Consider the following 23,086-nt stretch of genomic DNA (forward strand, 5'->3'; position numbering starts at 1 on the left):
ACCGCCCGCCCCGTCAGGACCCCTGGCGGGGCAGGGCCACCACCAGCGCCACCGCGCCCAGCCCGGTGCCGAAGGTCGCGAAGGCCAGCCCGATGCCCAGCCCCCCGGCCAGCCCGCCCGCCAGCAGCGGCAGCACGATCTGCCCCAGCTGGTTGCCCGACATCCGCAGCGCCATCGCGGTGCCGCGCGCCGAGGGGGCGGCCGCGTCGGCCACCCAGGCCATCGTCAGCGGCTGACCCACCCCCAGCGCGAAGCCCGCCACCACCAGCGCGAGCGCCAGCGCCCACACCGGCAGTGGCACCGCCAGCACCCCCATCGACACCGCCGACAGCACCAGGCTGGCCACCAGCACCGCGTGCCGGCCCTTCCACCGCACCAGCGCCCCCATGATCGCCCGCGAGGCCATCGACGCCAGGCTGCGCGCCGCGATCAGCAGCCCCACCACCGGCGGCGCGATGCCGCGCTGCTCGCCCAGCGCCGGCAGGTACACCGTGATCAGGTCGATCGCGGCCAGCACCGCGGTGCTGGCCAGCATCGCCGGCACCACCCCCGGCGCCCGCAGCACCTCGCTCACCCCGTCGCCGCCGCCGGCCGCGCGCCGCCGCGGCGCGCCACCGCCCGGCGGGCGCACCGACGCCGCCACCAGCGTCGCCGCCAGCGCCGCCACGGCCGTGCCGGTGAAGGCCGCCGAGGTCAGCGAGGGCGGCGCCGAGGCCGCCAGCCCCGACAGCGCCAGCGGCCCCAGCAGCTGCCCCGCCGACGCCGCCAGCGTGAAGAACCCGAACCTGCTGTCATAGGCCACCGCGGGGGAGTGGTTGGCGATCACCGCCTGCGCCGCCACCATCGCCAGGATCAGCCCGACACCGCTCACCGCCGAGCACACGATGATCGACACCACGTCGCGGGCGAACACCAGCCCCGCACCCGACACCGCCACCAGCGCGCTGCCCGCCGTCAGCACCGGCCACTCCGCGCGCCGGTCCACCCACCGGCCCACCGGCACCGCGATCAGCAGCGGGATCAGCGAGAACGACGCGCTGAACACCCCCAGCCACCCCGGCGAGAGCCCCAGCTCGATCGCACGGTAGGAGGTGACCGGCCGCATCGTGAACAGCGCCCCGTGGAACAGCACACCGTGCAGCAGCACGCGGTGAAACCACGACACGCCGACGACTCCCCGAAGCGCCCGACCCGAACCGCCCCGGCGCGCACCCGGCGACCAGCACGAACCGGTACCGGCCGGGCACACCCGGACAACATGTGCAAACTACATGCGTCACCCAGCCCGCCGATACCCCCACCGAGCGTGACAATGATCTCCAGCCGGACCGCCTCAGCGCCTCACGGCCGCGCCGCCACCGCCCACGGCCCCTCCGGCTCCAGCGCCGCCAGCACCTCCACCAGGTTCGGCGGCTCCACCCGCTCCGCCAGCGACCCCACCTCCGCCCACGGCACCCACCGCGCCTCCAGCAGCGCGTCCACCTCATAGGTGTGCAGCCCCGCACGCGACAGCGCCGGCGGCTCGTCAAAGCGCGCGAAGAAGAAGCTCTCGGTGCCCACGAACCGCATGCCGTTCCACACCGTGTCCCGCTTCACCAGCACCGAACACGAACCCACCGCCGAGGGCGGCAGCCCCGTCTCCTCCACCAACTCCCGCTTGGCCGCGCCCAGCGCGTCCTCACCGTCCTCGATCCCGCCTCCCGGCGGCTCCCACAGCACCCCGCCGTCGGCGGGGTCGCGCCACCGCAGCAGCAGAACCCGGTCCGCCCCGTCCACGCACAGCACCCGCGCCGCCGGACGGTGCTGCGTCTGGGGATAGTGAACATCCATACCCGAAACCGTATCCCCGACCGCCCCCACGCGGGGCCACCGCCCCCGACGCCCTCGGCTAGAGTCGCCCCCGTGAGCACCGCGAACCCCGCCCGACCCCGTTGACCCCCCGCACCGCCGGCCTGGGCTACGCCATCGCCTCCGCCATCGCCTTCGGCGGCTCCGGCCCCTTCGCCCGCCCCCTCATCGACGCCGGACTCCACCCCCTGCACGTCACCTGGCTGCGCCTGGCCGGAGCCGCCCTGCTGCTGCTCCCCGTCGCCATCGCCCACCGCGGCGCCCTGCGCACCCGCCCCGGCCTCCTCATCGCCTACGGCGTCTTCCCGATGGCCGGCGTCCAGGCCTTCTACTTCGCCGCCATCGCCCGCGTCCCCGTCGGCGTCGCCCTGCTCATCGAATTCCTCGGCCCCGTCTTCGTCCTCGCCTGGATCCGGCTGGTACGCCGCCGCCGGGTGCCCCGCACCGCCACCCTCGGCGTCATCCTCGCCGTCACCGGCCTGGCCTGCGTCGTCGAGGTATGGGCCGGACTGCGCTTCGACGCCCTGGGCCTGCTGCTGGCCCTGGGCGCCGCGGGCTGCCAGGCCGCCTACTTCCTGCTGTCGGACACCCACGACGACCGTCCCCCCGTCGCCCCCCTGGCCGTCATCGCCTACGGCACCCTGGTGGCCACCGCCGTCGTCACCCTCATCGCCCGCCCCTGGACCATCCCCGTGAGCGTCCTCGCCCAGCCCGTCCCCGTCGGCGGGCTCACCCTGCCGGGCTGGACCGCCGTCGCCTGGATCGTCGCCGTGTGCACCGTGCTCGCCTACATCACCGGGGTGGCCGCCGTGCGCCGCCTGTCGGCGCCCGTCGCCGGCGCCGTCGCCTGCCTGGAGGCGGTGGTGGCCACCGCCCTGGCCTGGGTCCTGCTCGGCGAACACCTCACCTGGCCGCAGATCCTGGGCGGCCTCATCATTCTGACCGGCGCGTTCATCGCCCAGCGCGCCGCCAACACGCCCACCGCCCCCGCGGCCGCACCCGCCCGCGAGAACACCCGCTGACCCGCCGCGCTCAGGCGGGCCGGCCCCACACCGACACATGGCGGCCGCTGTCGGCGGTGAAGGGCTCACGCGCCCACCCCTCCCAGCGCCCGCGCAGTTCCAGCCCGGCCAGCCGCGCCATCAGGTCCAACTCCGCGGGCCACACATAGCGGAAGGGCACCGACCAGTAGGAGCCCCGCCCGTCCACCACCTTCACGTAGTTGGAGCTCATCGCCTGAGTGGCCACGTCGTAGACGTCATAGGCCCACCCGGCGGGCCCCACGTCGAAGGGCACCACCCGCTGCCCCGGCGGCAGCCGCCGCAGATCGGGCACCCCCACCTCGACCACGAAGCACCCGCCCGGCTCCAGATGCGCGGCGGCGTTGCGGAAGCACGCCACCTGCGCCTCCTGGCTGGTGAGGTTCATGATCGTGTTGAACACCAGGTAGACGAGGGAGAAGGAGCCCGCCACCCGGGTGGTGGCGAAGTCGCCGATCGACACCCCCACCGCGTCCCCGCCCGGCTTGGCCCGCAGCCGCGCCACCATCGCCCGCGACATGTCGATGCCGTGCACCTGCACCCCCCGCGCCGCCAGCGGCAGCGCGATGCGCCCGGTGCCCACCCCCAGCTCCAGCGCCCGCCCGGCCCCGGCCAGACCGGCCAGAAAGTCCACGGTCGCCGCCACCACCTCGGGCGCGAACATCTCCGAGGAGGGGTCGTCGTAGCCGGCCGCGATGCTCTCGCCGAAATACCCGTCCGGATCGTCCATGGCCGGACGGTAACCCCGCCGCCCCGCACACCGCGACCGAATTTCCCCCGGCCCGGTTCGGCGGGCGCGCACCCGCCCCACGCCCGGGAGGCACACCAGCCGCGGCGGCGGGGGAGTCCTCGCCCGCCCAGACGCCGGCGGGAGTCAGCCGGTCCACCGCCGGTGCGGGTGGCCGACCGCCACCAACTCCGTACCCGCCCGCGCCTCGCACACCCCGTCTTCGGCCAGGTGCACCAGCCCGCCGGCCCCGGCCTCAACCCGCCGGCTTCCGGCGCGCACCGCCACCGCGCCGCGCACCACCGCCAGCACGGCCGCACCCTCCACCGGCACCGACCCGGCCGCGTCCCAGCGCAGCAGCGCCACGCCCAGCGCCGATCCGTCGCCCGCCCCGACCAGTTCGCCGGCCCGCACCGCCGCACCGGCGCGCGCCCACGACGCCACGTCGGCGCCGGCCAGGCGGCGCAGCCGGGCGCGGGGGTCCACCGGCACGTCCTCGCCGCGCTCGGCGGCGGCGGCGCGCTCCCGCCACGCCCGCGCGTAGGGCGGATGCGCCACGCACACGTACGCGGTGTCGGCCTCGGCCCGGTACTCGCCCGCGGTGCCGCGCGGCAGGAACAGCGCCTCGCCCGCCCGGGCCGTGGCGTCGCCCAGCGCGCTGCGCACGGTGAGCGCTCCGGAGGTGATGACGAAGACCTCGTCGTAGGGGATGGGGGAGGCCGCCTCGTCCAGCACCCCGGCGCCGAAGCGGGCGAAGCCCGCCCCCAGCCCGGCGGCGTCGGCCTCGCCCACGACCTCGCCGATGGCCACCTCCTGCCCGTCGTTCTCCCACCGGGTCCACTCGGCCGGATCCTGATCGGTGAACGCCCGCACCCGCGCGGCCTCGGCCATGCTCTCCCCGCTCACATTTCGTACGAGGGCGGCCCCGGTGGCCGCCCGGCAGGGAACACACGCTAGAAGCTCAAGTCCGGTTGAGGTCAACCGGACGGCCGGTCCCGGCGCCGCGCAAGGCCCGGGAGACCTCGGTACGGCCCGGGCCGCGCCTCGCGCCGGGCGCGTCGCCGCGGCACCGGCCGTGCCCGCTCCGCGAGGGGTTCCTCCTGATCACGGGCATGCTCGCGCCATCCGCGAGCGCAAGGGGCCGCACTCGACGAAGGGCTGCAGGACCGCCCTCCTCACCGCAGCGGCGGCCCCGCCCACAGCCGCACCCCGTCGGGCTCGACGCGCGCCCGCACCGACCGCAGGTCGGTCACGACCACATCGGCGGTCAGCGCCTCGGGGGAGTGGGAGGTGGCCACGGCGATGGCCACCATGCCGGCCGCCCGCGCCGAGGCCAGCCCCGCCGGGGCGTCCTCCACCGCCACGCACCGCCCCGGTTCGGCGCCCAGCCGCCGCGCGCCCAGCGCGAAGGGCTCGGGATCGGGCTTGCCGCGCGCCACGTCGTCGGCGGTCACCAGCTCAGGCGGCTCGATGCCCGCCGCGGCGAGCCGCGCCTCGGCCAGCGGCGCCGTGCACGAGGTGACCACCGCCCACCGCCGCGCCGGCAGCGCCGCCAGCAGTTCGCGGGTGCCGGGCAGCACCCGCACCCCCTCGGCGGCCGCCACCTCCAGCTCCTCGATGCGCCGGTTGGCCGCCGCCACCTCGCCGGCGGGCAGCAGATCGGCGATGATCTCCGCCGAAGGGCGGCCGTGCGCGTGCACCCGCGCGAACTCCTCGCGGCCCACCCCGTACTCGGCCGCCCACCGGGTCCAGCACTCCACCGTGACCGCGGTGGAGTCCACCAGGGTGCCGTCCATGTCGAACAGCACCGCCTCGGCCGCCGCCTCGAAGCCCTCCACCGTCACACCGCCACGTCGTAGGCGACGGTCACCGGGGCGTGGTCGGACCAGCGCGTGTCATAGGACTCCGCCCGCTCCACCACCGCCGACACCGCCTTGGCGGCCAGCCCAGGGGTGGCGACCTGCAGGTCGATGCGCCACCCGGCGTCGTTGTCGAATGCCTTGCCCCGCACCGACCACCACGAGTACGGCCCCGGCCCCTCCGGGTGCAGCGCCCGCACCACGTCGACGAACCCGGCCTCCTCGTAGACCCGCGTCAGCCACTCCCGCTCCTCGGGCAGGAAGCCGGAGTTCTTGCGGTTGGTGCGCCAGTTCTTCAGGTCGTCCTCGCGGTGGGCGATGTTCCAGTCGCCGCACACCACCAGTTCGCGGCCCTCGGCCTCCACCTCGGCGCGCCGCCGCACCAGGAAGGGCAGGAAGGTGTCCATGAACCGCTCCTTCTCCGCCTGCCGGGGGGTGCCCACCTCGCCCGAGGGCAGGTACAGGCTGGCCACCGACACCGGCCCGAAGTCGGCCTCCACATAGCGGCCGCTGCGGTCGAACTCCGCCACCCCGAAGCCCGCCCGCACCGCCGAGGGCTCCCGGCGGCTCAGCAGCGCCACCCCCGCGCGGCCCTTGGCCTCGGCCGCCGCCTCCAGCACCAGGTGCCAGCCGTCGGGCTCGCGCACCGCCTCCGGCAGCTGCGCCAGCTCCGCCCGGGTCTCCTGCAGGCACGCCACATCGGCGTCGGTGCCCGCCAGCCACTCCAGGTAGCCCTTCTTCGCCGCCGCACGCAGCCCGTTCACGTTTACCGTCGTCACTTTGAGCACGTCAGGCAGCCTAAACGGGACGGCGCCCACCGTCGAAGCCGCACCCCGCCGCGGCGCGGGAGGCCCGGTCGGGGCGGGGGAGCGGCACGCGGAGGCGGGCGGGCGGCCGGGGGGAGAGCCTCGCGACTAGACAGGCGATTAGCTAATTGCCATAATTCCTTTATGCTCGACGTGGACCTCGTCAAGGCACTCGCCAACGACAAACGCCTGCTCATCCTCCAGTGGCTGCGCGACCCCGAACGCCACTTCCCGCCCCAGCGCGACGGCGACCTGGTGCGCGACGGCGTCTGCTCCCTGTTCATCGCCGACAAGCTCGGCGTCAGCCAGCCCACCTGCGGCGAACACCTCAAGATCCTCAGCAAGGCCGGACTCGTCCGCGGCAAGAAGATCAAGCAGTGGGTCTTCTACCAGCGCGACGAGGACCGCATCGCCCAGGCCAAGGAGGCCCTCGGCCGTGACTGGTGAACCCGCCGCCACCGCACCCGCACCCCCCGGCCCGCCCGCCGACCTGCACACCCGCCTCATCGCCGACCTCGCCACCACCCGCCACCGCCTCATCCACCACCCGCCCGAAGGCCGCACCGAACGCGTCAGCGCCCTGCGCGGCCACCCCGCCGCCCAGGCCGCCAAATGCCTGATCGCCATGGTCAAGACCGGCAAGAAGCACACCCGCTACGCCCTGGCCGTCATCCCCGGCGACGCCCGCCTGGACCTGCCCGCCCTCAAAGCCCTCCTCGGCGGCACCTACGCCGCCTTCGCCGACCGCGCCAAGGCCGAGGAACTCGCCGGCACCGTCAGCGGCACCGTGCTGCCCATCAGCTACCACCCGCGCCTGGAGACCGTCGCCGACCCCGCCCTGCTGACCCACCCCGAGATCTACTTCAACGCCGCCCGCCTGGACGTCTCCGTCGCCCTGGCCACCGACGACTACCTGCGCCTGGCCGCCCCCCGCATCGCCCCCATCACCACCGCCTGACGGGAGCCCCTCCGTGCACCACCCCGGCTACGACATCCACCACGACCCGCTGTTCACCACCCTCCAGACCATGGACCTGCGCGCCCTCGCCGACCGCGTCGACCACCCCTGGCACAACCAGACCCTCACCCGCGTCGGCGACGTCCTGATCCGCCTCGGCGTCATGCAGGGGGAGTACCACTGGCACGCGCACGCCGGACAGGACGAGTTCTTCCTGGTCCTGGACGGCCTGTTCCGCATCGAACTCGACGGCGCCGACACCGTCGAACTCCGCCCCTGGCAGGGCTTCACCGTCCCCGCTCGGATGCGGCACCGCCCCGTCGCCCCCGTGCGCAGCACCGTCGTCATGATCGAGCGCGCCGACGTCACCCCCACCGGCGACTGACCGCGACGCCGAACCCGGCCGCGCGCCCGCACCGCCCCCTACTCCGCCGCGCCGCCCAGGCGCCGCAGCACCCCGTAGGTGCGGTTGGAGCGCGCCGCCTCCCGCTGCGCCGACGCGGTGACGTCGATGTAGTTCTGGCTGCTGACGATCGAGGAGTGCCCCAGCAGCCGCATGATCTCGGCGACCCCGGCGCCGTCCTCGGCCAGCCGGGTGGCGAAGGTGTGCCGCAGCGCGTGCACCAGGGTGCCGCGCGCCACCCGGTCCTGCACCCCGGCGTAGCGGTAGCACTGCCGCACCAGGTACTGCAGCCCGCCCCGGCGCAGCCCCGCCCCCCGGTTGTCCACCAGCAGCGGATCGGCGCCCGAGGGGCGGCGCCCGAAGCGCGCGCGGCGGGTGCGCAGGTACTCCTCGACCAGCACCTCCAGCGGCGCCTCGATCGGCAGGGCGCGCGGCCGCCCGCCCTTGCCCACCACGCTCAGCCGCCGCTCGCCGGGCCGCCCGGCCAGCGAGTCCACCCGCAGCCCCAGCAGCTCCGCCGAGCGCAGCCCGGTCAGCAGCGCCAGCGCCAGCACCGTCAGATCGCGCTCGGGCCAGGGGTCGCGCGCCTTGCGCGACCCGGCCGCCACCGCCTCAAGCAGCCGCTCGGGGGTGTCCTCGCCCAGCAGCGGCTTGGGGGTGCGCGGAGGCAGCCGCGGCCGCTCCACCGCGGGCATCGGGTTCCCGGCCGCCAGGCCCTCGGCCACGCAGAACTGGAAGAACTGGTTCCAGGTGGACCAGCCCCGCACCACACTGGAGGCCGCGCGCTCGGCGGCGAAGCCCGCGAAGGCCCGCCGCAGCAGCGCCCCGGTGAGGTCGTCCAGCACCAGTTCGCCCGGCTCGCGCCCGGCCGCGCGCTCCGCGCACGCCAGCACCGCCGCCAGGTCGCGCCGGTAGGCCTCCAGGGTGTGCCGCGAGGGCTTGGCCGGCGCCCGCGCCACCAGGAAGTCCTCCACCACCGCGGCCACCCTGGGGGAGGCCCCCGCCGTCCCGCCGCCCGCCCGCACCGGCCCGGCGTCCGCGCCCTGGTCACCCATGGTCACATCATGGCGCACCGGGGCGACAGCGGGGACGCGGACGGGCAGTGGGGGAGCGGCCCGCGTGCGGACCGGGTGTCTCCGTGCCGGAAAACCGCCCGGATCGACACAAAGACTACTAAATGGTGCATAACTACATTTATGCATCAAATATGGAGATGGTCCGGAGGCCGCGATCAGCCTGGTTCGTCCGGCGGGGCCGCGCGTCGGGTGAGGGCTTGGGAGCGGTGGACGAGGAGGGCGGTGAAGCGGGCGCGCTGGTAGAAGTAGGCGTGGGCGCTGGGAGTGGCGATCAGGAGCAGGGCGGCGGAGGCCAGGGCCATGGTCATGATTCCCTGAAGGGGTTCGCCTCCCAGCATGCCGGTCTGGGACACCTGGATCAGGCCCAGGATGATGGACCAGATGGTTCCAGCGACATTGCGGCGCGTCCAGCGGGCCATGGTGGACGCGACGATGGTCGGGATGATGGCCAGGAACAGACCGTGGGCGATGATGGTGCCGACCACGTCGTCGACCTGGCCGGGCGACTCCTCGTACACCGGCCCCTGGTAGAGCACCACGACGATGACGACGCCCAGCAGGAAGGGGCCTAAGGCGGCGAGCCCCATCAAGACCCTGGCGATGCGGACGGTGGCCGGCCGATCGGGTTCGCGGGCCGACCCGGGGTCGGCGGGGTCGTCCCGGCCGAGAGGCGGCCGGGACGGATCGGCCAGGGCGGCATCGTGTTCGCGGCGGAGGATCTCCTGCTCGTGGCGGCGGCGCCGGTCGAAGTGGACGCGGGCGCTGGGGGTGAAGAGCAGGATGAGGGTGGCGATGCCAGCCAGGACCACCAGGTAGCCCCCGCCGCCGGTGAAGAGTCCCAGGAGCAGGGCGGTCATGAGGACGGGGTAATTCCTGCGGGTCCAGCCCGGCAGGGTCACGGCGACGATGAACGGGGCGATGCCCGCGAAGGGCGCCGAGATGACCAGCCATATGGTCAACGGGTCGTTCGGGAACAGCGCAAAGCCGACGATGGCGACCGCCAGGGGCAGGACGGCCGCGGCGTACATGAGTGCTCTGGCGGCGCGCAGGGTGGCGGGCAGGGCGGGTTCGGGGCCGGGCGGTGGCGGCACCGCGTCCGGGGCGACGGCCGGCGGGGTCGGCGGTCGCTGGTCGGGCGCCGGCGGGTCCAGGTTCATCGGGGCTCCACTCGGGGGGTCGGTTTCGAGGTGAGCCTAGGCATACGGAGCGTAGTTACCGCCGAGTTCGGCGTTGAGGTGTCCACAAAAGGACGTCGGCCGCCGTGGCGGCACGGCGGCGTCGGGCCGGGATATTCGCGGCCCGGGTCGGATCCGTGGCGCCGGGGTCCGCGGCGCTGAGCCGTCGCGCACGCGCAGCGTCGCCGGGGGACCGCACAACCGGCCCGAATCCGTTTTACTTGACATAATGTACATTATCGCCACTTGTGGAGCGGGGTCGGCGCGGTCGCTTCGACCCCGCCCCAGGTGGCTGTTCAGGCGCCGACGTAGGCGGCCAGGTGCTCGCCGGTGAGGGTCGAACGCGCGGCGACGAGTTCGGCGGGGGTTCCCTCGAAGACGATGCGGCCGCCGTCGTGGCCGGCGCCGGGGCCCAGGTCGATGATCCAGTCGGCGTGCGCCATGACGGCCTGGTGGTGCTCGATGACGATGACGGACTTGCCGGAGTCCACCAGCCGGTCCAGCAGGGCCAGCAGCTGTTCGACGTCGGCCAGGTGCAGGCCGGTGGTCGGCTCGTCCAGGACGTAGACGCCGCCCTTGTCGCCCATGTGGGTGGCCAGTTTCAGGCGTTGGCGCTCGCCGCCGGACAGGGTGGTGAGGGGCTGGCCCAGGGTGAGGTAGCCCAGGCCGACGTCGGCGAGCCGGTCGAGGATCTTGTGGGCGGCGGGGATGCGCGCCTCCCCCGCGCCGAAGAACTCCTCGGCCTCGGCCACCGGCATCGCCAGGACCTGGCTGATGTCGCGGCCGCCCAGGTGGTAGTCCAGGACCGTCGCCTGGAAGCGCTTGCCCTCGCACTCCTCGCAGACGGATTCGACGGTGGCCATGACGCCCAGGTCGGTGTAGATGACGCCGGCGCCGTTGCAGGCCGGGCAGGCGCCCTCGGAGTTGGCGCTGAACAGGGCGGGTTTGACGCCGTTGGCCTTGGCGAAGGCCTTGCGGATGGGGTCGAGCAGCCCGGTGTAGGTGGCCGGGTTGCTGCGCCGCGAGCCGCGGATCGCGCCCTGGTCGATGACGACGACGCCGTCGCGGCCGGCCACCGAGCCGTGGATGAGGGAGCTCTTGCCGGAGCCGGCGACTCCGGTGACCGCGCACAGCACCCCCAGCGGGATGTCGACCTTGACGTCGCGGAGGTTGTTGGTGGTCGCGCCGCTGACCTGCAGCGTTCCGGAGGGGGCGCGGACGGTGTCCTTGAGGGTGGCCCGGTCGTCGAGGTGGCGGCCGGTGGTGGTGCCGCTCCCCCGCAGCCCTTCGACGGTGCCTTCGAAGCACACGGTGCCCCCAGCGGTGCCGGCGCCGGGGCCAAGGTCGACGACGTGGTCGGCGATGGCGATGGTCTCGGGTTTGTGCTCGACGACGAGCACGGTGTTGCCCTTGTCGCGCAGTTGCAGCAGCAGGGCGTTCATGCGCTCGATGTCGTGGGGGTGCAGGCCGATGGTGGGCTCGTCGAAGACGTAGGTGACGTCGGTGAGCGAGGAGCCGAGGTGGCGGATCATCTTGGTGCGCTGGGCCTCTCCCCCGGAAAGGGTGCCGGCGGGGCGGTCCAGGGACAGGTAGCCCAGCCCGATCTGGGCGAAGGAGTCCAAGAGGTGCTGCAGGCCGGCCAGCAGCGGGGCGACCGAGGGTTCGTCGAGGCCGCGGATCCATTCGGCGAGGTCGCTGATCTGCATCGCGCACACGTCGGCGATGTTCTTGCCGTTGATCTTCGATGAGCGGGCCTCGGGGCCCAGGCGGGTGCCCTCGCACTCGGGGCAGGTGGTGAAGGTGACGGCCCGCTCCACGAAGGCGCGGATGTGGGGCTGCAGCGCGTCGCTGTCCTTGGACAGGTAGGAGCGCTGGATGGCGGGGATCAGCCCGGCGTAGGTGAGGTTGATGCCGTCGACCTTGATCTTGGTGGCCTCCTTGTAGAGGAGGTCGTGGCGTTCCTTCTTGGTGTAGTCGCGGATGGGCTTGTCGGGGTCGAAGAAGCCGCTGCCGCGGTAGATGCGCCCGTACCAGCCGTCCATGCTGTAGCCGGGGATGGTGAGGGCGCCTTCGTTGAGCGACAGGCGGTCGTCGAAGAGGGCGGTGAGGTCGAAGTCGTTGACCGCGCCCATCCCCTCGCAGCGCGGGCACATGCCGCCCAGGCGGTTGAAGGTGGCCTTCTCGGCCTTGGTCTTGCCGCCGCGTTCGACGGTGATGGCGCCGCTGGCCTTCACGGAGGGGACGTTGAAGGAGTAGGCGTTGGGCGAGCCGATGTGGGGGCGGGCCAGGCGGCTGAACAGGATGCGCAGCATGGCGTTGGCGTCGGTGGCGGTGCCCACGGTGGAGCGGGGGTTGGCGCCCATCCGCTCCTGGTCGACGATGATCGCGGTCGTCAGGCCGTCGAGGAGGTCGACCTCGGGGCGGGTGGGGGCGGGCATGAAGCCCTGCACGAACGCCGGGTAGGTCTCGTTGATCATCCGCTGGGACTCCGCGGCGATCGTGCCGAACACCAGTGAGCTCTTGCCCGAGCCGGACACGCCGGTGAACACGGTCAGGCGGCGCTTGGGGATGGCGACGCTGACGTCCTTGAGGTTGTTCTCGCGGGCGCCGTGCACGCGGATCATCTCGTGGGTGTCGGCGACGTGGCGCGCGGCGGGCTGGCCGCCGGCCGGTCGGGCCGTGCTCATGGGTGGTCTCCAGTGGTGGGTCGGGCGGGCGGACGCGGCGGTGCCGCCCGGCTGGTCGGCTTGTGCGGCCCGGCCCCCGGCCGGGGGCCGGGCCGTGGTCGGCCGGCGGGTGTGTCAGCGCAGCTGCTGGATGCGGACGAGGTTGCCGGAGGGGTCGCGGAAGGCGCAGTCGCGGACGCCGTAGGGCTGTTCGGTGGGTTCCTGGACGACCTCGGCGCCGCCGGCCTCCAGCTGCGCGAAGGCGCCGTCGAGGTCCTTGGTGGCCAGGTTGATGGCGGCGTAGGTGCCTTTGGCCATCATCTCGGTGATGGTGCGGCGCTCGTCGTCGGTGATGCCGGGGTCGGCGGTGGGCGGGTGCAGGACGACGGAGGTGTCGGGCTGGCCGGCGGGGCCGATGGTGATCCAGCGCATGCCCTGGTAGCCGACGTCGTTGCGGACCTCGAAGCCGAGGAGGTCGTGGTAGAAGGCCAGGGTGGCGTCGGGGTCGTCGTGCGGCAGGAAGGTCTGGTGAATGGTGATGTCCATGGCGGTCACACTAGTTGCGGGGCGCTGACCTGCGCTTCTCGATTCCTGACCGGTCGGGTGACCTGTTTGGCGACGCAGGGGGGCATACCGGCGGTTGCGGGTGCGGCCTGGCGCCGGTAGACGCTGGGCGGTACGCCGACGAGTTCGGTGAAGCGGGTGCTGAAGGTGCCCAGCGAGGAGCAGCCGACGGTGAAGCACACCTCGGTGACGGTGAGGTCGCCGCGGCGCAGCAGCGCCATGGCGCGTTCGATGCGCCGCGTCATCAGGTAGGCGTAGGGCGACTCGCCGTAGGCCTGGCGGAACCGGCGGCTGAGGTGCCCGGCGGACATGTTCGCGCCGCGGGCGAGCGCCTGGACGTCCAGCGGGCGGGCGTACTCGCGGTCGATGCGGTCGCGGACGCGGCGCAGCCGGGCGAGGTCGGCCAGGTGGCTGGTGGAGGCGGGTGTGCTGGTCACGTGCACGATCGTGCCATGCGGCCCTGACATTGCCCAGTATCGCCCCCGCCCCCGGTGGGTGGTGGGGGCGGGTGTGGGCTAGACAGGGGGGATGCTGATTCGACGGGGCGGGCCCCAGGACGCGGGGGCGCTGCTGGAGATGTTCGACGGGGCGGTGGCGTGGCTGGCGCGCACGGGGTCGGCCGGGCAGTGGGGGTCGCGGCCGTGGTCGGCGCAGCCGCGGCGGGCGGAGCGGGTGCGCGAGATGGCGTCCGATCCGGATCTGTGGATCGCGGAGCTGGAGGGGGCGGTGGCGGGGGCGCTGATCGTGGGTGCGCAGCCGGTGCCCTATGTGGAGCCGGCCGGTGAGCCGGAGCGGTATGTGCGGCTGCTGATCAGCGCGCGGCGGTTCGCGGGGCGGTCGGTGGGGGCGCGGCTGCTGGAGCATGCCGAGGGGCTGGCGCGGGCGGAGGGTGTGGGGCTGGTGCGGGTGGACTGCTGGGCGGGGGGCGGCGGGCGGCTGGTGCGCTACTACGAGGGCCGGGGCTTCGTGCGGGCGGGGGTGTTCGAGGTGGGCGGCTGGCCGGGGCAGGTGCTGGCGCGGCGGCTGTGAGGCGGTGCCGCTCCCCCGGGCGTCGGCGCGGCCGGGCGGGGGTCGGCGGCTGGATGTAGTGGCCCGATCCCTTCCCCTTTTTCCCGGTGTGCTCCGGGCTGTCTGGAAGCGGGCTGCGACGGCCTTCGGTGGTGTGGTGGTCGGCTCCCCCGGACCGACCAGGGCGGTACGGCGGGGGTGCGCGGATGCGTCCTGAGGTGTTCGAGGTGGCGGCGCCGGGGCGGCTTGGGTGGATGGCGCGCCCGCGCGGCGGCGACTGGCTGGACGACGAGATGGCGGGGCTGCGCGGGCTGGGGGTGGACACCCTGGTGTGCCTGCTGACGCGGCCGGAGCCGGCGGTGCTTGAGCTGGAGGGCGAGCGGGAGGCGGCGCACCGTGCCGGGCTGGAGCCGCGGTGGCTGCCGGTGGTGGACCGGTCGGTGCCCGCGGCCTCGGCGCTGCGCGCGGAGGCCGACGTGCCGGCGGAGCGCGTGGAGGCGGGCCGGTTCGTGGTGACGCACTGCCGGCTGGGGATCGGCCGGTCGGCGATGCTGGCGGCGGTGCTGGTGCGGCTGGGTGAGGCTCCGCACGCGGTGTGGGGGCGGCTGGAGCGGGCGCGGGGCCGCCCGGTGCCCGACACCGGCGAGCAGTACGAGCTGGTGGCGCGGCTGGGGCGGCGCGGCGCCGCCCCTTGAGGCCCGCCCGCGCGGTCAGGGCAGGTGGGGCAGGGTGTAGCCGGGGTCGGCGTAGCGGCCGCCCTGGGGTCCGCCGGTCCAGAAGGGGTCGTCGTCGGGGAAGTCGGCGGCGAAGTCGGCGGCGTTGTCGAGGGGCCGGTAGCCCAGCTGGGTCTGGCCGGCGGTGAGGTCCCAGAAGCGGCGGGTGTTGGCGGAGACGGCGTAGGCGGCGGTGTAGGTGACGCCGGTGGCGGTCAGGGCGGCGCGGGTGAAGCCGACGAGGTCGCGGGGGCTGAGCCAGGTGGCGAGGTGGCGGGTCTCGGTGGGTTCGGCCTCGAAGGAGCCGATGCGCAGCGCCACGACCTGGAGGCCGAACTTGTCGGCGTAGAGCTGGCCGAGGGCCTCGACGGCGACCTTGCTGACGCCGTAGAGGCCGTCGGGGCGGGGCGGCTCGTCGGGGAACACGGTGTGGTGGATGGGGTAGGCGCCGGTGAGGCGGTTGCTGCTGGCCAGGACGACGCGTCTGACGCCGGTGCGGCGGGCGGCCTCAAGGACGTGGTGGGTGCCCACGACGTTGTCGGCGAGCAGGTCGGGCAGCGGCGCCTCGTCGGGGATGCCGGCCAGGTGGACGACGGCGTCGGCGCCGATGAATGCGTCCTCGAGCGCGCCCAGGTCGGCGAGGTCGGCCTTCAGGCAGGTCTCGTTGGCCGCTTCGGCCTGCAGGGGGCGGCGGTCGAGCAGGACGAGCCGGTCGGCGTCGGCGCGCAGGGCGGTGCGCAGGGTGTGGCCGATGCGGCCGGCGGCTCCGGTGATGACGGTGGTGCCGATGTGGGCGCTCATGGTGCCAGCCTATTGGGCGCGCGGGCGCGGTGCGCGCGGGTGACCAGGCGCGACGCCGGTGCGGCGAGCGTGGCCGCGCGGCGACTCAGCGTAAATGTGTAGGCTGCAGCGATGCGGTGATTCGTCGGATGTCCGACGGTTTGCGAGGGAGGCGTCGCGAGGTGTCGGGGGCTGCGCACGAGGACGCAACGGACAGCGGGGACGCCGGTACGGACGACGGCGGCGGGGACGCGGCGCGGCGGGTGGGGGCGGCGCGGATGATCGTGCCGCTGCTGGTGGCGGGCCTGACCTACGCGATCGCGCAGACCACCATCGTGCCCGCGCTGCCCCAGGTGCAGGAGGCGACCGGGGCGGGCCCCGACGGCGCGGCGTGGGTGGTGACCGGCTTCTTCGTGTCCTCGGCGGCGCTGACGGTGGTCTCAGGGCGGCTGGGCGACATGTTCGGCCGCCGCCGGGTGCTGCTGGCGGTGTTCGTGCTGTTCGGGGTGGGCGCGGTGATCGGCGCCACCGGCGGCTCCCTGGCGGCGGTGATCGCGGGGCGGGTGGTGATGGGGGCGGCCGGCGGGGTGTTCCCGCTGTCGTTCGCGCTGCTGGCCGAGCGCCTGCCGCGCCCCCAGGCGGCGCTGGGGATGGGCCTGGTCAGCTCGGTGTTCGGGCTGGGCGGGGCGCTGGGGCTGCCGGTGGGCGGGCTGATCACCGACCAGGTCGGCTACCAGGGCCTGTTCTGGCTGACGGCGGCGATGACGGTGGCCACCTTGGCCGCGGTGGCGGTGTTCGTGCCGGAGTCGCCGTCGGTGTCGGGGGGCCGGGTGGACTGGGCGGGCGCCGCGCTGATCATGGTGGGCCTGTCGGGGGTGCTGGTGGCGGTGAGCCGGGGCCCGGTGTGGGGGTGGCTGGCGTGGCCCACCCTGCTGCTGGGCGGGGCGGGCGCGGCGGCGCTGGTGGCGCTGCTGGTGGTGGAGGCGCGCATCACCGATCCGCTGCTGCCGATGCCGGTGCTCGGCGTGCGCAACGTGTGGGTGGCCAACACGGCGGCGTTCATGGTGACCTTCGGGCAGGCCACCGCGTTCTTCCTGGTGCCGCAGCTGGTGCAGCTGCCGCCCGGCGGCGGGGTGGGGCTTGGCGCCGACACCGCCCAGGCGGGGCTGTTCCTGCTGCCGGCGTCGCTGACCTCGATGCTGGCGGGCCCGCTCACCGGGGCGCTGGTGTCGCGGTGGGGGGTGCGGGTGCCGCTGGGCCTGGGCGCGGCCGCGACCGTGGCGGGCCTGGGCCTGCCGGTGGCCGGCGGTTTCGCGCCGGTGCCGCTGCTGGTGGGGTCGGCGCTGCTGGGGCTGGGCGGCGGCGCGGCCTTCGCGGTGTTCCCGCTGATGATCGCCGACGCGGTGCCGCTGGCGGTGCGGGGCGCGGCCAACGGGGTGAACACGATCGTGCGGCACGTGTCGATGGCGGTGGCCGCCCAGGTCGCCGCCCTGGTGCTGGTCACCGCCGCACCGGCGGGTGCCTCCCCGGGCGCGGGCGCGTTCACGGCCGCGTTCGGCATCGGAGTGGCGGTGTGCGCGGGCGCGGTCCTGGCCGCCGCCGCGGTGGCCCGCCCGGACCGCGACAGCACGCGTGCGCGGGGCCGCGTCGCGGCGTAGGCTGCCCCCACCGCAGGCCGACCGCCCCTCCGGCACGAGGAGACGCCCATGTCCGCCACCGGTTCCCCCGCCGCTGCTCCCCCGTTCCGGGCCGACCACGTCGGCAGCCTGCTGCGACCGCCCGCCCTGCTGCGCGCCCGCGCCGAGCACGCCGCCGGGCGGCTGGACGATTCGGGGCTGCGCCGCGCGGAGGACGACGCCATCCGCGCGGCGGTGCGGATGCAGGAGGCGGTGGGGCTGCGCTCGGCCACCGACGGGGAGTTCCGCCGGTCCTCCTGGCACATGGATTTCATCTACCGGCTGGGCGGCATCGAGCGGGCCGAGGACACGCTGGCGGTGCGCTTCCACAACGCCGAGGGCGACATCGAGTTCACCCCGGCGGCGCTGCGGGTGTCGGGGCGGGTGCGGCTGGAGGAACCCGTCTTCGCCGACGCGTTCGCCTTCCTGCGCGACACCGCGACCACCGCGGTGCCCAAGCTGACGATCCCCTCCCCCAGCATGGTGCACTACCGGGGCGGCGCCGCCGCCATCGACCCGGCCGTCTACGGCGACGTGGAGGAGTTCTGGGCGGACCTGTCGGCCGCCTACGCCGCCCAGGTGCGCTCGGTCGCCGAACTGGGCTGCACCTACCTGCAGCTGGACGACACCAGCCTCGCCTACCTCAACGACCCCGACCAGCGGGCCCAGATCGCCCGCCGGGGCGAGGACGCCGAGCGGCTGCACGTGCGCTACATCCGCCAGATGAACGCCGCGCTGGCCGGCCGCCCCGAGGGGCTGTTCGTGACCACCCACATGTGCCGGGGCAACTTCCGCTCCTCGTGGGTGGCCAGCGGCGGCTACGACTTCGTGGCCGACGAGCTGTTCTCCCAGCTGGACGTCGACGGGTTCTTCCTGGAGTTCGACGACGAGCGCTCCGGCGGCTTCGAGCCGCTGCGCTTCGTGCCCCCGGGCAAGAAGGTGGTGCTGGGGCTGGTGACCACCAAGACCGGGCGGCTGGAGTCCAAGGACGCGCTCAAGCGCCGCATCGAGGAGGCGAGCCGCTTCGTGCCGATCGAGCAGCTGTGCCTGTCGCCGCAGTGCGGCTTCTCCTCCACGGTGGAGGGCAACGAGCTGACCGCCGACGAGCAGCGCGCCAAGCTGGAGCTGGTGGTGGCCACGGCGGCGGAGGTGTGGGGCTAGGCGCCGGCCTCACCCGGCGGCGCGGTCGGCCGGGCCGGACTCCACGCAGAACTCGTTGCCGGCCGGGTCGGCCAGCACCACCCAGCCCCGCCCGGTGGGGGTGCGCCGGTCGTCGACGACGACGGCGCCCATGGCGGCCAGGCGCGCGACCTCGGCGTCGCGCCGCCGGTCGGGCTCCAGGTCCAGGTGGACGCGGTTCTTCACCGACTTCGCCTCGGGCACCCGCACGAACAGCAGGGTGGGTCCGGCCGGGGGCGGGGCGAGCGCCACCTCGTCGTCGCCGGGGGCGTCGGCGGGGTCGACGGGGCGCCCCAGCACCCCGCTCCAGAACCGGGCCAGCTCGTAGGGCTCGTACGGGGGCGCGCAGTCGATGGTGATGTGCCGGACGGTGGACGCCACAGGGCCTCCCAGGGGGTGGTGTGCGGGGGTGTGTGCGGGACTGTAGCGGGGCGCCCCGCTACACCGGTACGGGTTTTCGCGCGGCGCGGGGTGGTGGCGGGCGCGTCCGGGTGGGTCGTGGGCCCGGTGGATGTGGGCGCGCGGGCGCGCCCGCCGGGCGGTGCGACGCGTATGGTCGGGCCGAAAGTTCCCGGTGTGCGCCGCCGGATGCGGCCGCGTTGCGCACGGGGCGGGCGGGGGTGGGGTGCGGGGCGGCTGCACTAGTGTGGGGCGCGCGCCGCGGGCCGGTCCCGGCCGCCGGGTGGCGCCTTTTCGGTGCGGAAGGGTGAGCCGATGTCCAAGCCCATGTCGGAGCGGGAGCGCCAGGAGTTCCTGGCCGGTACCCACATCGGGGTGCTCGCGGTCACCCGGGGCGGGCGCAGCGCGCCGCTGGCGGTGCCGGTGTGGTACGACTACCGGCCCGGCGGCGATGTGCTGGTGGTCACGGGCGCCGGTTCGATGAAGGAGCGGCTGGTGCGGGCGGCGGGCTCCTTCTCGCTGTGCGTGCAGGTGGAGGAGCCGCCCTACAAGTACGTGTCGGTGGAGGGCCCGGTGGTGGCCACCCACGCCCGCCCCACCCGCGAGGAGGTGCTGTCGATGGCGCGCCGCTACCTGGGCGAGGAGGAGGCCGCCGCCTACGCCGACGGCGACCACTCCGGTGACGTGCTGCTGCGGATGCGCCCCAGGCGCTGGCTCAGCGCGGACTTCGCCGCCGACTTCGCCGAGGCGGGCGCCGCCGCCGAGCCCGCGCCCGAGGGCTGACCCCCGGGCGCGCCGCGCCGGGGGGTCAGTCGTTGGCGTGCAGGGCGGTGTTGAGGGCGACGGCGGGGGTGCCGGCGCGGGGCAGGGCCTGCACGGCGCCGGTGCGGGAGTCGCGGCGGAACAGCAGCCCGTCGCGGCCTGAGAGTTCGCGTGCCTTGGCGGTGGTGCCGTCGGGCAGCGCCACCACGGTGCCGGCGGTGAGGTAGAGGCCGGCCTCCACCACGCAGTCGTCGCCCAGGCTGATGCCGATTCCGGAGTTGGCGCCCAGCAGGCACCGCTCCCCCACGCTGATGACGCGGGTGCCGCCGCCCGACAGGGTGCCCATGATGGAGGCGCCCCCGCCCACGTCGCTGCCGTCGCCGACCACGACCCCGGCGCTGATGCGGCCCTCGACCATGGAGGCGCCCAGGGTGCCGGCGTTGTAGTTGACGAAGCCCTCGTGCATGACGGTGGTGCCCGGCGCCAGGTGGGCGCCCAGCCGCACCCGGTCGGCGTCGGCGATGCGCACCCCGGCGGGCACCACGTAGTCGCTCATGCGGGGGAACTTGTCGACGGAGGTGACGGCCAGCGGGCGGCCCTGGGCGCGCAGCCGCAGCCGGGTCGCCTCGAAGTCCTCGGCCGGGCAGGGCCCCGCACTGGTCCACACGACATTGGCCAGCAGCCCGAACACGCCGTCGAGGTTGGCGCCGTGGGGGGCGATGAGCCGGTGCGACAGCAGGTGCAGCCGCAGGTAGACGTCGTGGGCGTCGGCGGGGGGCGCCGACAGGTCGCCCACGGCGGTGGCCACCGCGACCGTGCGCACCCCCCGGGCGGGGTCGGCGCCCAGGGCGCCGGACACGTCGGTGCCCACCGCCTTGGCGAAGGCCTCGCCGCTGATGGGGACGGTCCCGGTCTCAGGCAGGCCGAGTTCGGCGGCGGCGCCGGGGTCGGCGCCCAGGGCGGGGCGCGGGTAGAAGGTGTCCAGGACGCGCCCGTCGGCGTCGGCGATGGTGGCCAGGCCCACGCCCCAGGCGCTGTTGGTGTGCTGATCGTTCACGCTTGGCGAGCTTAGAGGATCCGCCCGCCGGGCGCGCCACACCGGGACCGGGCCCCTCGCGATGGGCCGGCGGTGGCGAGCCCGCCGGCCGTGCCGGGCCTGGACCCCGGCCCCGCCGCCCTCAGGGTCACAGCTCGGGTGGGGGCGGGGGCATGGTGGGTTCGGGGATCTCCACCAGGTAGCCCTCGGCGAGGAGCTGACCGATGGGCCGGTCCAGGTACAGGCCGGTGCCGCCGCCGGGCTGCTCGAACCAGGGCACCGCCACCCCCATCAGGGCGGGCATCGGCCGCTCGACCCGGAAGACGTGGTAGTCGCGGCGCACCCAGTCCGGCGGCAGGGACCGGTTGGCGTAGTCGGTGCCCGCGGCGTAGACGAGGTTGCCGTCGAGGTTGCCGATCCGGTCGATCTCGGTGGTGGGCGGCAGCTCGATCATCTGCAGGTTGCGGAACAGGGTGCTGGGGGGCTCCCCGGGCAGCGCCTCGATGGGGTGGCGCTCGGGCAGCGGCACCATCTGGGAGCGGTCGACGCTGGTGGCCAGCGCCGAGCGCTGCGGCGCCGGTTGCGGGGCGGGCGGCTGCGGGGGCTGGGGGGGCTGGGGGCCCGAGTGCTGCGCGTAGGGGGGCGGGGGCTGCGGGATGCCGCCCATCGCGGCCTGGGCGCCGGTGCCCGACTGCACCGAGGTCTCCACGGGCGGCGCCAGCCGGGACGCGCCGCTGTTCTGCGGGTCGGGCGGCGGGATGAGCGGCCCGGGCGGGCGGGGACCGGTGTGGGAGCCGGTGGGCACCCGCGGCTCGGCGGGCGGCGCGGGCGGCTCGTGGTGGACGGGCGGCTGCGGACCCGACGCGGCAGCGCCGCCGCCGTCGGCGGCGTGGTCGAGGATGAGGCGGCCCAGGAAGAACGCGGCCGCCTCGTACACCCCGTCGAAGCCCTCGCCGCGCGGCTGGGAGCCGCCGGGCGCCTGCTCGTAGTAGTGCACCTGCCAGCCGCCGCCGCCGAACTCCTCGGGCTCCAGCACCAGCCGCCCCTGCTGGGGGGTGCCGATGGCGTAGCGGTCGGCGGGCACCCCGGCGGCGGCGATGGCGCGGCGCAGCCGCTCCAGCACCTGCTGCTCGTCGCGCCCCGGGGCGGGGGCGGGCCGGGGCGGCTGCCCGGCGTCGGTGTGCGCCTCCACCGGCGGCTCGGGGACGGGCGCGGGCGGCGCCGCTTCGGCCGGGGGCGCCGGGGCGGGGGGCGCTTCGGCGGGGGCGGGCGGCAGGGGGTCGCCGAACAGCTGCGCGGTGGCCAGCTCCACGGCGTAGTCGCCGACCTGGGGCGGCCGGTAGCCCTGGGCGCGGATGTGGGCGATCAGGTCGGCCTCGGGGGCGACACCGTGCTCGCGCAGGTAGTAGGCGACGGCGGCCGGCCAGATCCAGGTGCCGTCGGTGTGGAAGTCGGCGGGCACCGCGTTGCCGCGCTCGGGGGCGAACTCGTCGGGGTTCAGGCCCGGGGTGGCCAGCACGACGGGCCCGGCGGCCAGGTAGGCCAGCACCTGCTGGGCCTCCCCCTGGCTCAGCGGGGTGCGGTCGGCGTAGGCGCGGCCGTCGCCGGCCAGGCCGTCGTGCGGACGCGCCTCGCGCAGCGGCTGCGGAGCGCCGCCCGCGGCCGGAACCGGAGCGGGGCCGGTGGCGGCGTAGCCGGGCGGGGGCGCGGGGGCGGGGTGGGCGTTGAGCGGGGCGTCGTCCAGGCGGGCCCGCCACCAGTCGGGCAGGTGCTCCGCGGAGCGGGGGTGGGCGTCCAGCTCGGCCCGGTAGTCGGCCGCGGGCGGCGGCAGCTGCCAGGCGGGCTCGTCGGTGAAGTTGTAGGTGACCTCGAAGCGGCCGTCAGGGCTCAGCAGCAGCCGCACGCTCAGCCAGGTGCCGACCGCGTCGCGGTACATGCCGGCGCGCAGCCGGTCGAAGGCGGCCGCCGCCTCCCCCGGCGGCATCCACTCCGCGGTGCGGCCGTCGCCCAGGGTGAGGACGGCGTCGAGTTCGGTGGCGCGCCCCAGCGCCCGGTAGTGCAGTTCGACTGAGGCCCAGCCCGGCTGCAGCGTCGGCACGATCACCTGGTTGATGTGCTGCAGCAGTTCGTACTGTTGGCTCTGGTCGAGGTGCGGGGCACTGCTCACGTCGCGATTCCTCCGGCTGTGGGTCCGCGGTGCGGGTTGCCTTGAGTCCCGGGTCATTATGTCGGAACCCCCGCTGAGAAGTCTCTCAGGCTATCGCGCGGGCTTCGGCCACCACCGGGCGGTGCGTCGGCCCCGCCCGGTGGTGCCGACGCACCGCCCGGGCGGCGGGCGGTGCGGGCCCGTCCGCTACCGGCCACCCCGCCGCGCCCTATTCTTTGCAAAGCGGTAGGCTTTGCAAAGAAGG

General features: G+C 75.0%; 24 protein-coding genes. 9 read left to right on the forward strand and 15 right to left on the reverse strand.

The window, feature by feature from the left end; genetic code table 11:
- Window positions 1–13: 13 nt before the first annotated feature.
- Window positions 14–1,165, reverse strand: coding sequence for an MFS transporter (locus CLV72_RS27845; protein ID WP_146159594.1), 1,152 nt, complete (start codon window positions 1,163–1,165; stop codon window positions 14–16).
- A 176-nt stretch (window positions 1,166–1,341) separates the two neighbouring features.
- The gene (locus tag CLV72_RS27850; protein WP_106252363.1) at window positions 1,342–1,830 is read right to left on the reverse strand and encodes an NUDIX hydrolase; all 489 of its coding nucleotides are present in this window, start codon (window positions 1,828–1,830) and stop codon (window positions 1,342–1,344) included.
- A 101-nt stretch (window positions 1,831–1,931) separates the two neighbouring features.
- On the opposite strand from CLV72_RS27850, the gene CLV72_RS27855 reads away from it, so the two are divergent.
- Entirely contained in the window at window positions 1,932–2,870 is a 939-nt protein-coding gene (locus tag CLV72_RS27855) for an EamA family transporter (protein WP_106252365.1), read from the forward strand.
- A gap of 10 nt (window positions 2,871–2,880) precedes the next feature.
- Here the strand turns inward: CLV72_RS27855 and CLV72_RS27860 are convergent, their stop codons facing one another.
- The 4 genes from CLV72_RS27860 to CLV72_RS27875 form a co-directional block, all read right to left on the reverse strand.
- The gene (locus CLV72_RS27860) at window positions 2,881–3,618 is read right to left on the reverse strand and encodes a class I SAM-dependent DNA methyltransferase (protein WP_106252367.1); all 738 of its coding nucleotides are present in this window, start codon (window positions 3,616–3,618) and stop codon (window positions 2,881–2,883) included.
- A 144-nt stretch (window positions 3,619–3,762) separates the two neighbouring features.
- Entirely contained in the window at window positions 3,763–4,521 is a 759-nt protein-coding gene (locus CLV72_RS27865; RefSeq protein ID WP_146159595.1) for a hypothetical protein, read from the reverse strand.
- A gap of 269 nt (window positions 4,522–4,790) precedes the next feature.
- Window positions 4,791–5,459: an HAD-IA family hydrolase gene (locus tag CLV72_RS27870; RefSeq protein ID WP_245930487.1), complete on the reverse strand. Its 669-nt coding sequence runs from the start codon at window positions 5,457–5,459 to the stop codon at window positions 4,791–4,793.
- Window positions 5,456–6,262 carry an exodeoxyribonuclease III gene (locus CLV72_RS27875; RefSeq protein ID WP_106252374.1) on the reverse strand — a complete coding sequence of 269 codons (807 nt, stop codon included), beginning with the start codon at window positions 6,260–6,262 and terminating at the stop codon, window positions 5,456–5,458. The genes CLV72_RS27870 and CLV72_RS27875 overlap by 4 nt, the downstream gene beginning before the upstream one ends.
- A 162-nt stretch (window positions 6,263–6,424) precedes the next feature.
- On the opposite strand from CLV72_RS27875, the gene CLV72_RS27880 reads away from it, so the two are divergent.
- Genes CLV72_RS27880 through CLV72_RS27890 form a run of 3 tightly spaced genes read left to right on the forward strand, consistent with a single transcriptional unit; the run spans window position 6,425 to window position 7,623 of the window.
- Window positions 6,425–6,727 (forward strand): ArsR/SmtB family transcription factor, encoded by a 303-nt coding sequence (locus CLV72_RS27880; RefSeq protein WP_106252376.1) that lies wholly within the window; start codon window positions 6,425–6,427, stop codon window positions 6,725–6,727.
- Entirely contained in the window at window positions 6,717–7,238 is a 522-nt protein-coding gene (locus CLV72_RS27885) for a YbaK/EbsC family protein (protein WP_211303147.1), read from the forward strand. Before CLV72_RS27880 ends, CLV72_RS27885 begins: the two co-directional genes overlap by 11 nt.
- A gap of 13 nt (window positions 7,239–7,251) precedes the next feature.
- Window positions 7,252–7,623, forward strand: coding sequence for a cupin domain-containing protein (locus CLV72_RS27890; protein ID WP_106252378.1), 372 nt, complete (start codon window positions 7,252–7,254; stop codon window positions 7,621–7,623).
- Window positions 7,624–7,661: 38 nt separating this feature from the next.
- Here the strand turns inward: CLV72_RS27890 and CLV72_RS27895 are convergent, their stop codons facing one another.
- The 5 genes from CLV72_RS27895 to CLV72_RS27915 all read right to left on the reverse strand — a co-directional run bounded on the left by CLV72_RS27895 (window position 7,662) and on the right by CLV72_RS27915 (window position 13,589).
- A complete protein-coding gene (locus CLV72_RS27895) occupies window positions 7,662–8,696 on the reverse strand; it encodes a tyrosine-type recombinase/integrase (RefSeq protein ID WP_106252380.1) in 1,035 nt (344 codons plus the stop codon).
- Window positions 8,697–8,872: 176 nt separating this feature from the next.
- Window positions 8,873–9,874, reverse strand: coding sequence for a hypothetical protein (locus tag CLV72_RS27900; protein ID WP_106252382.1), 1,002 nt, complete (start codon window positions 9,872–9,874; stop codon window positions 8,873–8,875).
- A 314-nt stretch (window positions 9,875–10,188) separates the two neighbouring features.
- Complete coding sequence (locus CLV72_RS27905) at window positions 10,189–12,579, reverse strand: ATP-binding cassette domain-containing protein (protein WP_106252384.1); 2,391 nt, start codon at window positions 12,577–12,579, stop codon at window positions 10,189–10,191.
- A gap of 114 nt (window positions 12,580–12,693) precedes the next feature.
- Window positions 12,694–13,104: a VOC family protein gene (locus CLV72_RS27910; protein WP_106252976.1), complete on the reverse strand. Its 411-nt coding sequence runs from the start codon at window positions 13,102–13,104 to the stop codon at window positions 12,694–12,696.
- 5 nt (window positions 13,105–13,109) lie between these two features.
- On the reverse strand, window positions 13,110–13,589 hold the full coding sequence (locus CLV72_RS27915; RefSeq protein ID WP_106252386.1) for a helix-turn-helix transcriptional regulator: 480 nt from the start codon (window positions 13,587–13,589) through the stop codon (window positions 13,110–13,112).
- Between the two features lie 61 nt (window positions 13,590–13,650).
- On the opposite strand from CLV72_RS27915, the gene CLV72_RS27920 reads away from it, so the two are divergent.
- Both CLV72_RS27920 and CLV72_RS27925 read left to right on the forward strand, forming a co-directional pair.
- Entirely contained in the window at window positions 13,651–14,151 is a 501-nt protein-coding gene (locus CLV72_RS27920; protein ID WP_106252388.1) for a GNAT family N-acetyltransferase, read from the forward strand.
- Between the two features lie 185 nt (window positions 14,152–14,336).
- Window positions 14,337–14,825, forward strand: coding sequence for a protein-tyrosine phosphatase family protein (locus CLV72_RS27925; RefSeq protein ID WP_106252390.1), 489 nt, complete (start codon window positions 14,337–14,339; stop codon window positions 14,823–14,825).
- A 15-nt stretch (window positions 14,826–14,840) separates the two neighbouring features.
- Here the strand turns inward: CLV72_RS27925 and CLV72_RS27930 are convergent, their stop codons facing one another.
- The gene (locus CLV72_RS27930) at window positions 14,841–15,644 is read right to left on the reverse strand and encodes an NAD-dependent epimerase/dehydratase family protein (RefSeq protein ID WP_106252392.1); all 804 of its coding nucleotides are present in this window, start codon (window positions 15,642–15,644) and stop codon (window positions 14,841–14,843) included.
- A 161-nt stretch (window positions 15,645–15,805) separates the two neighbouring features.
- Here CLV72_RS27930 and CLV72_RS27935 point away from each other — a divergent pair, with 161 nt between their 5' ends.
- Window positions 15,806–17,281, forward strand: a complete 1,476-nt coding sequence (locus tag CLV72_RS27935) for an MFS transporter (protein ID WP_170141145.1) — start codon at window positions 15,806–15,808, stop codon at window positions 17,279–17,281.
- 48 nt (window positions 17,282–17,329) lie between these two features.
- Window positions 17,330–18,460: a 5-methyltetrahydropteroyltriglutamate--homocysteine S-methyltransferase gene (locus tag CLV72_RS27940; protein WP_106252396.1), complete on the forward strand. Its 1,131-nt coding sequence runs from the start codon at window positions 17,330–17,332 to the stop codon at window positions 18,458–18,460.
- Window positions 18,461–18,469: 9 nt separating this feature from the next.
- Here the strand turns inward: CLV72_RS27940 and CLV72_RS27945 are convergent, their stop codons facing one another.
- Window positions 18,470–18,859 carry a VOC family protein gene (locus CLV72_RS27945; protein ID WP_106252398.1) on the reverse strand — a complete coding sequence of 130 codons (390 nt, stop codon included), beginning with the start codon at window positions 18,857–18,859 and terminating at the stop codon, window positions 18,470–18,472.
- A gap of 333 nt (window positions 18,860–19,192) precedes the next feature.
- Here CLV72_RS27945 and CLV72_RS27950 point away from each other — a divergent pair, with 333 nt between their 5' ends.
- The gene (locus CLV72_RS27950; protein WP_106252400.1) at window positions 19,193–19,660 is read left to right on the forward strand and encodes a pyridoxamine 5'-phosphate oxidase family protein; all 468 of its coding nucleotides are present in this window, start codon (window positions 19,193–19,195) and stop codon (window positions 19,658–19,660) included.
- A 25-nt stretch (window positions 19,661–19,685) separates the two neighbouring features.
- On the opposite strand, the gene dapD is transcribed toward CLV72_RS27950, so the two are convergent.
- Window positions 19,686–20,696 (reverse strand): 2,3,4,5-tetrahydropyridine-2,6-dicarboxylate N-succinyltransferase, encoded by a 1,011-nt coding sequence (gene dapD, locus CLV72_RS27955; protein ID WP_106252402.1) that lies wholly within the window; start codon window positions 20,694–20,696, stop codon window positions 19,686–19,688.
- Between the two features lie 127 nt (window positions 20,697–20,823).
- Window positions 20,824–22,842, reverse strand: a complete 2,019-nt coding sequence (locus tag CLV72_RS33460; RefSeq protein WP_106252404.1) for a TNT domain-containing protein — start codon at window positions 22,840–22,842, stop codon at window positions 20,824–20,826.
- Between the last annotated feature and the right edge of the window lie 244 nt (window positions 22,843–23,086).

It is taken from the genome of Allonocardiopsis opalescens (assembly GCF_003002095.1).
Taxonomy (GTDB): domain Bacteria; phylum Actinomycetota; class Actinomycetes; order Streptosporangiales; family Streptosporangiaceae; genus Allonocardiopsis; species Allonocardiopsis opalescens.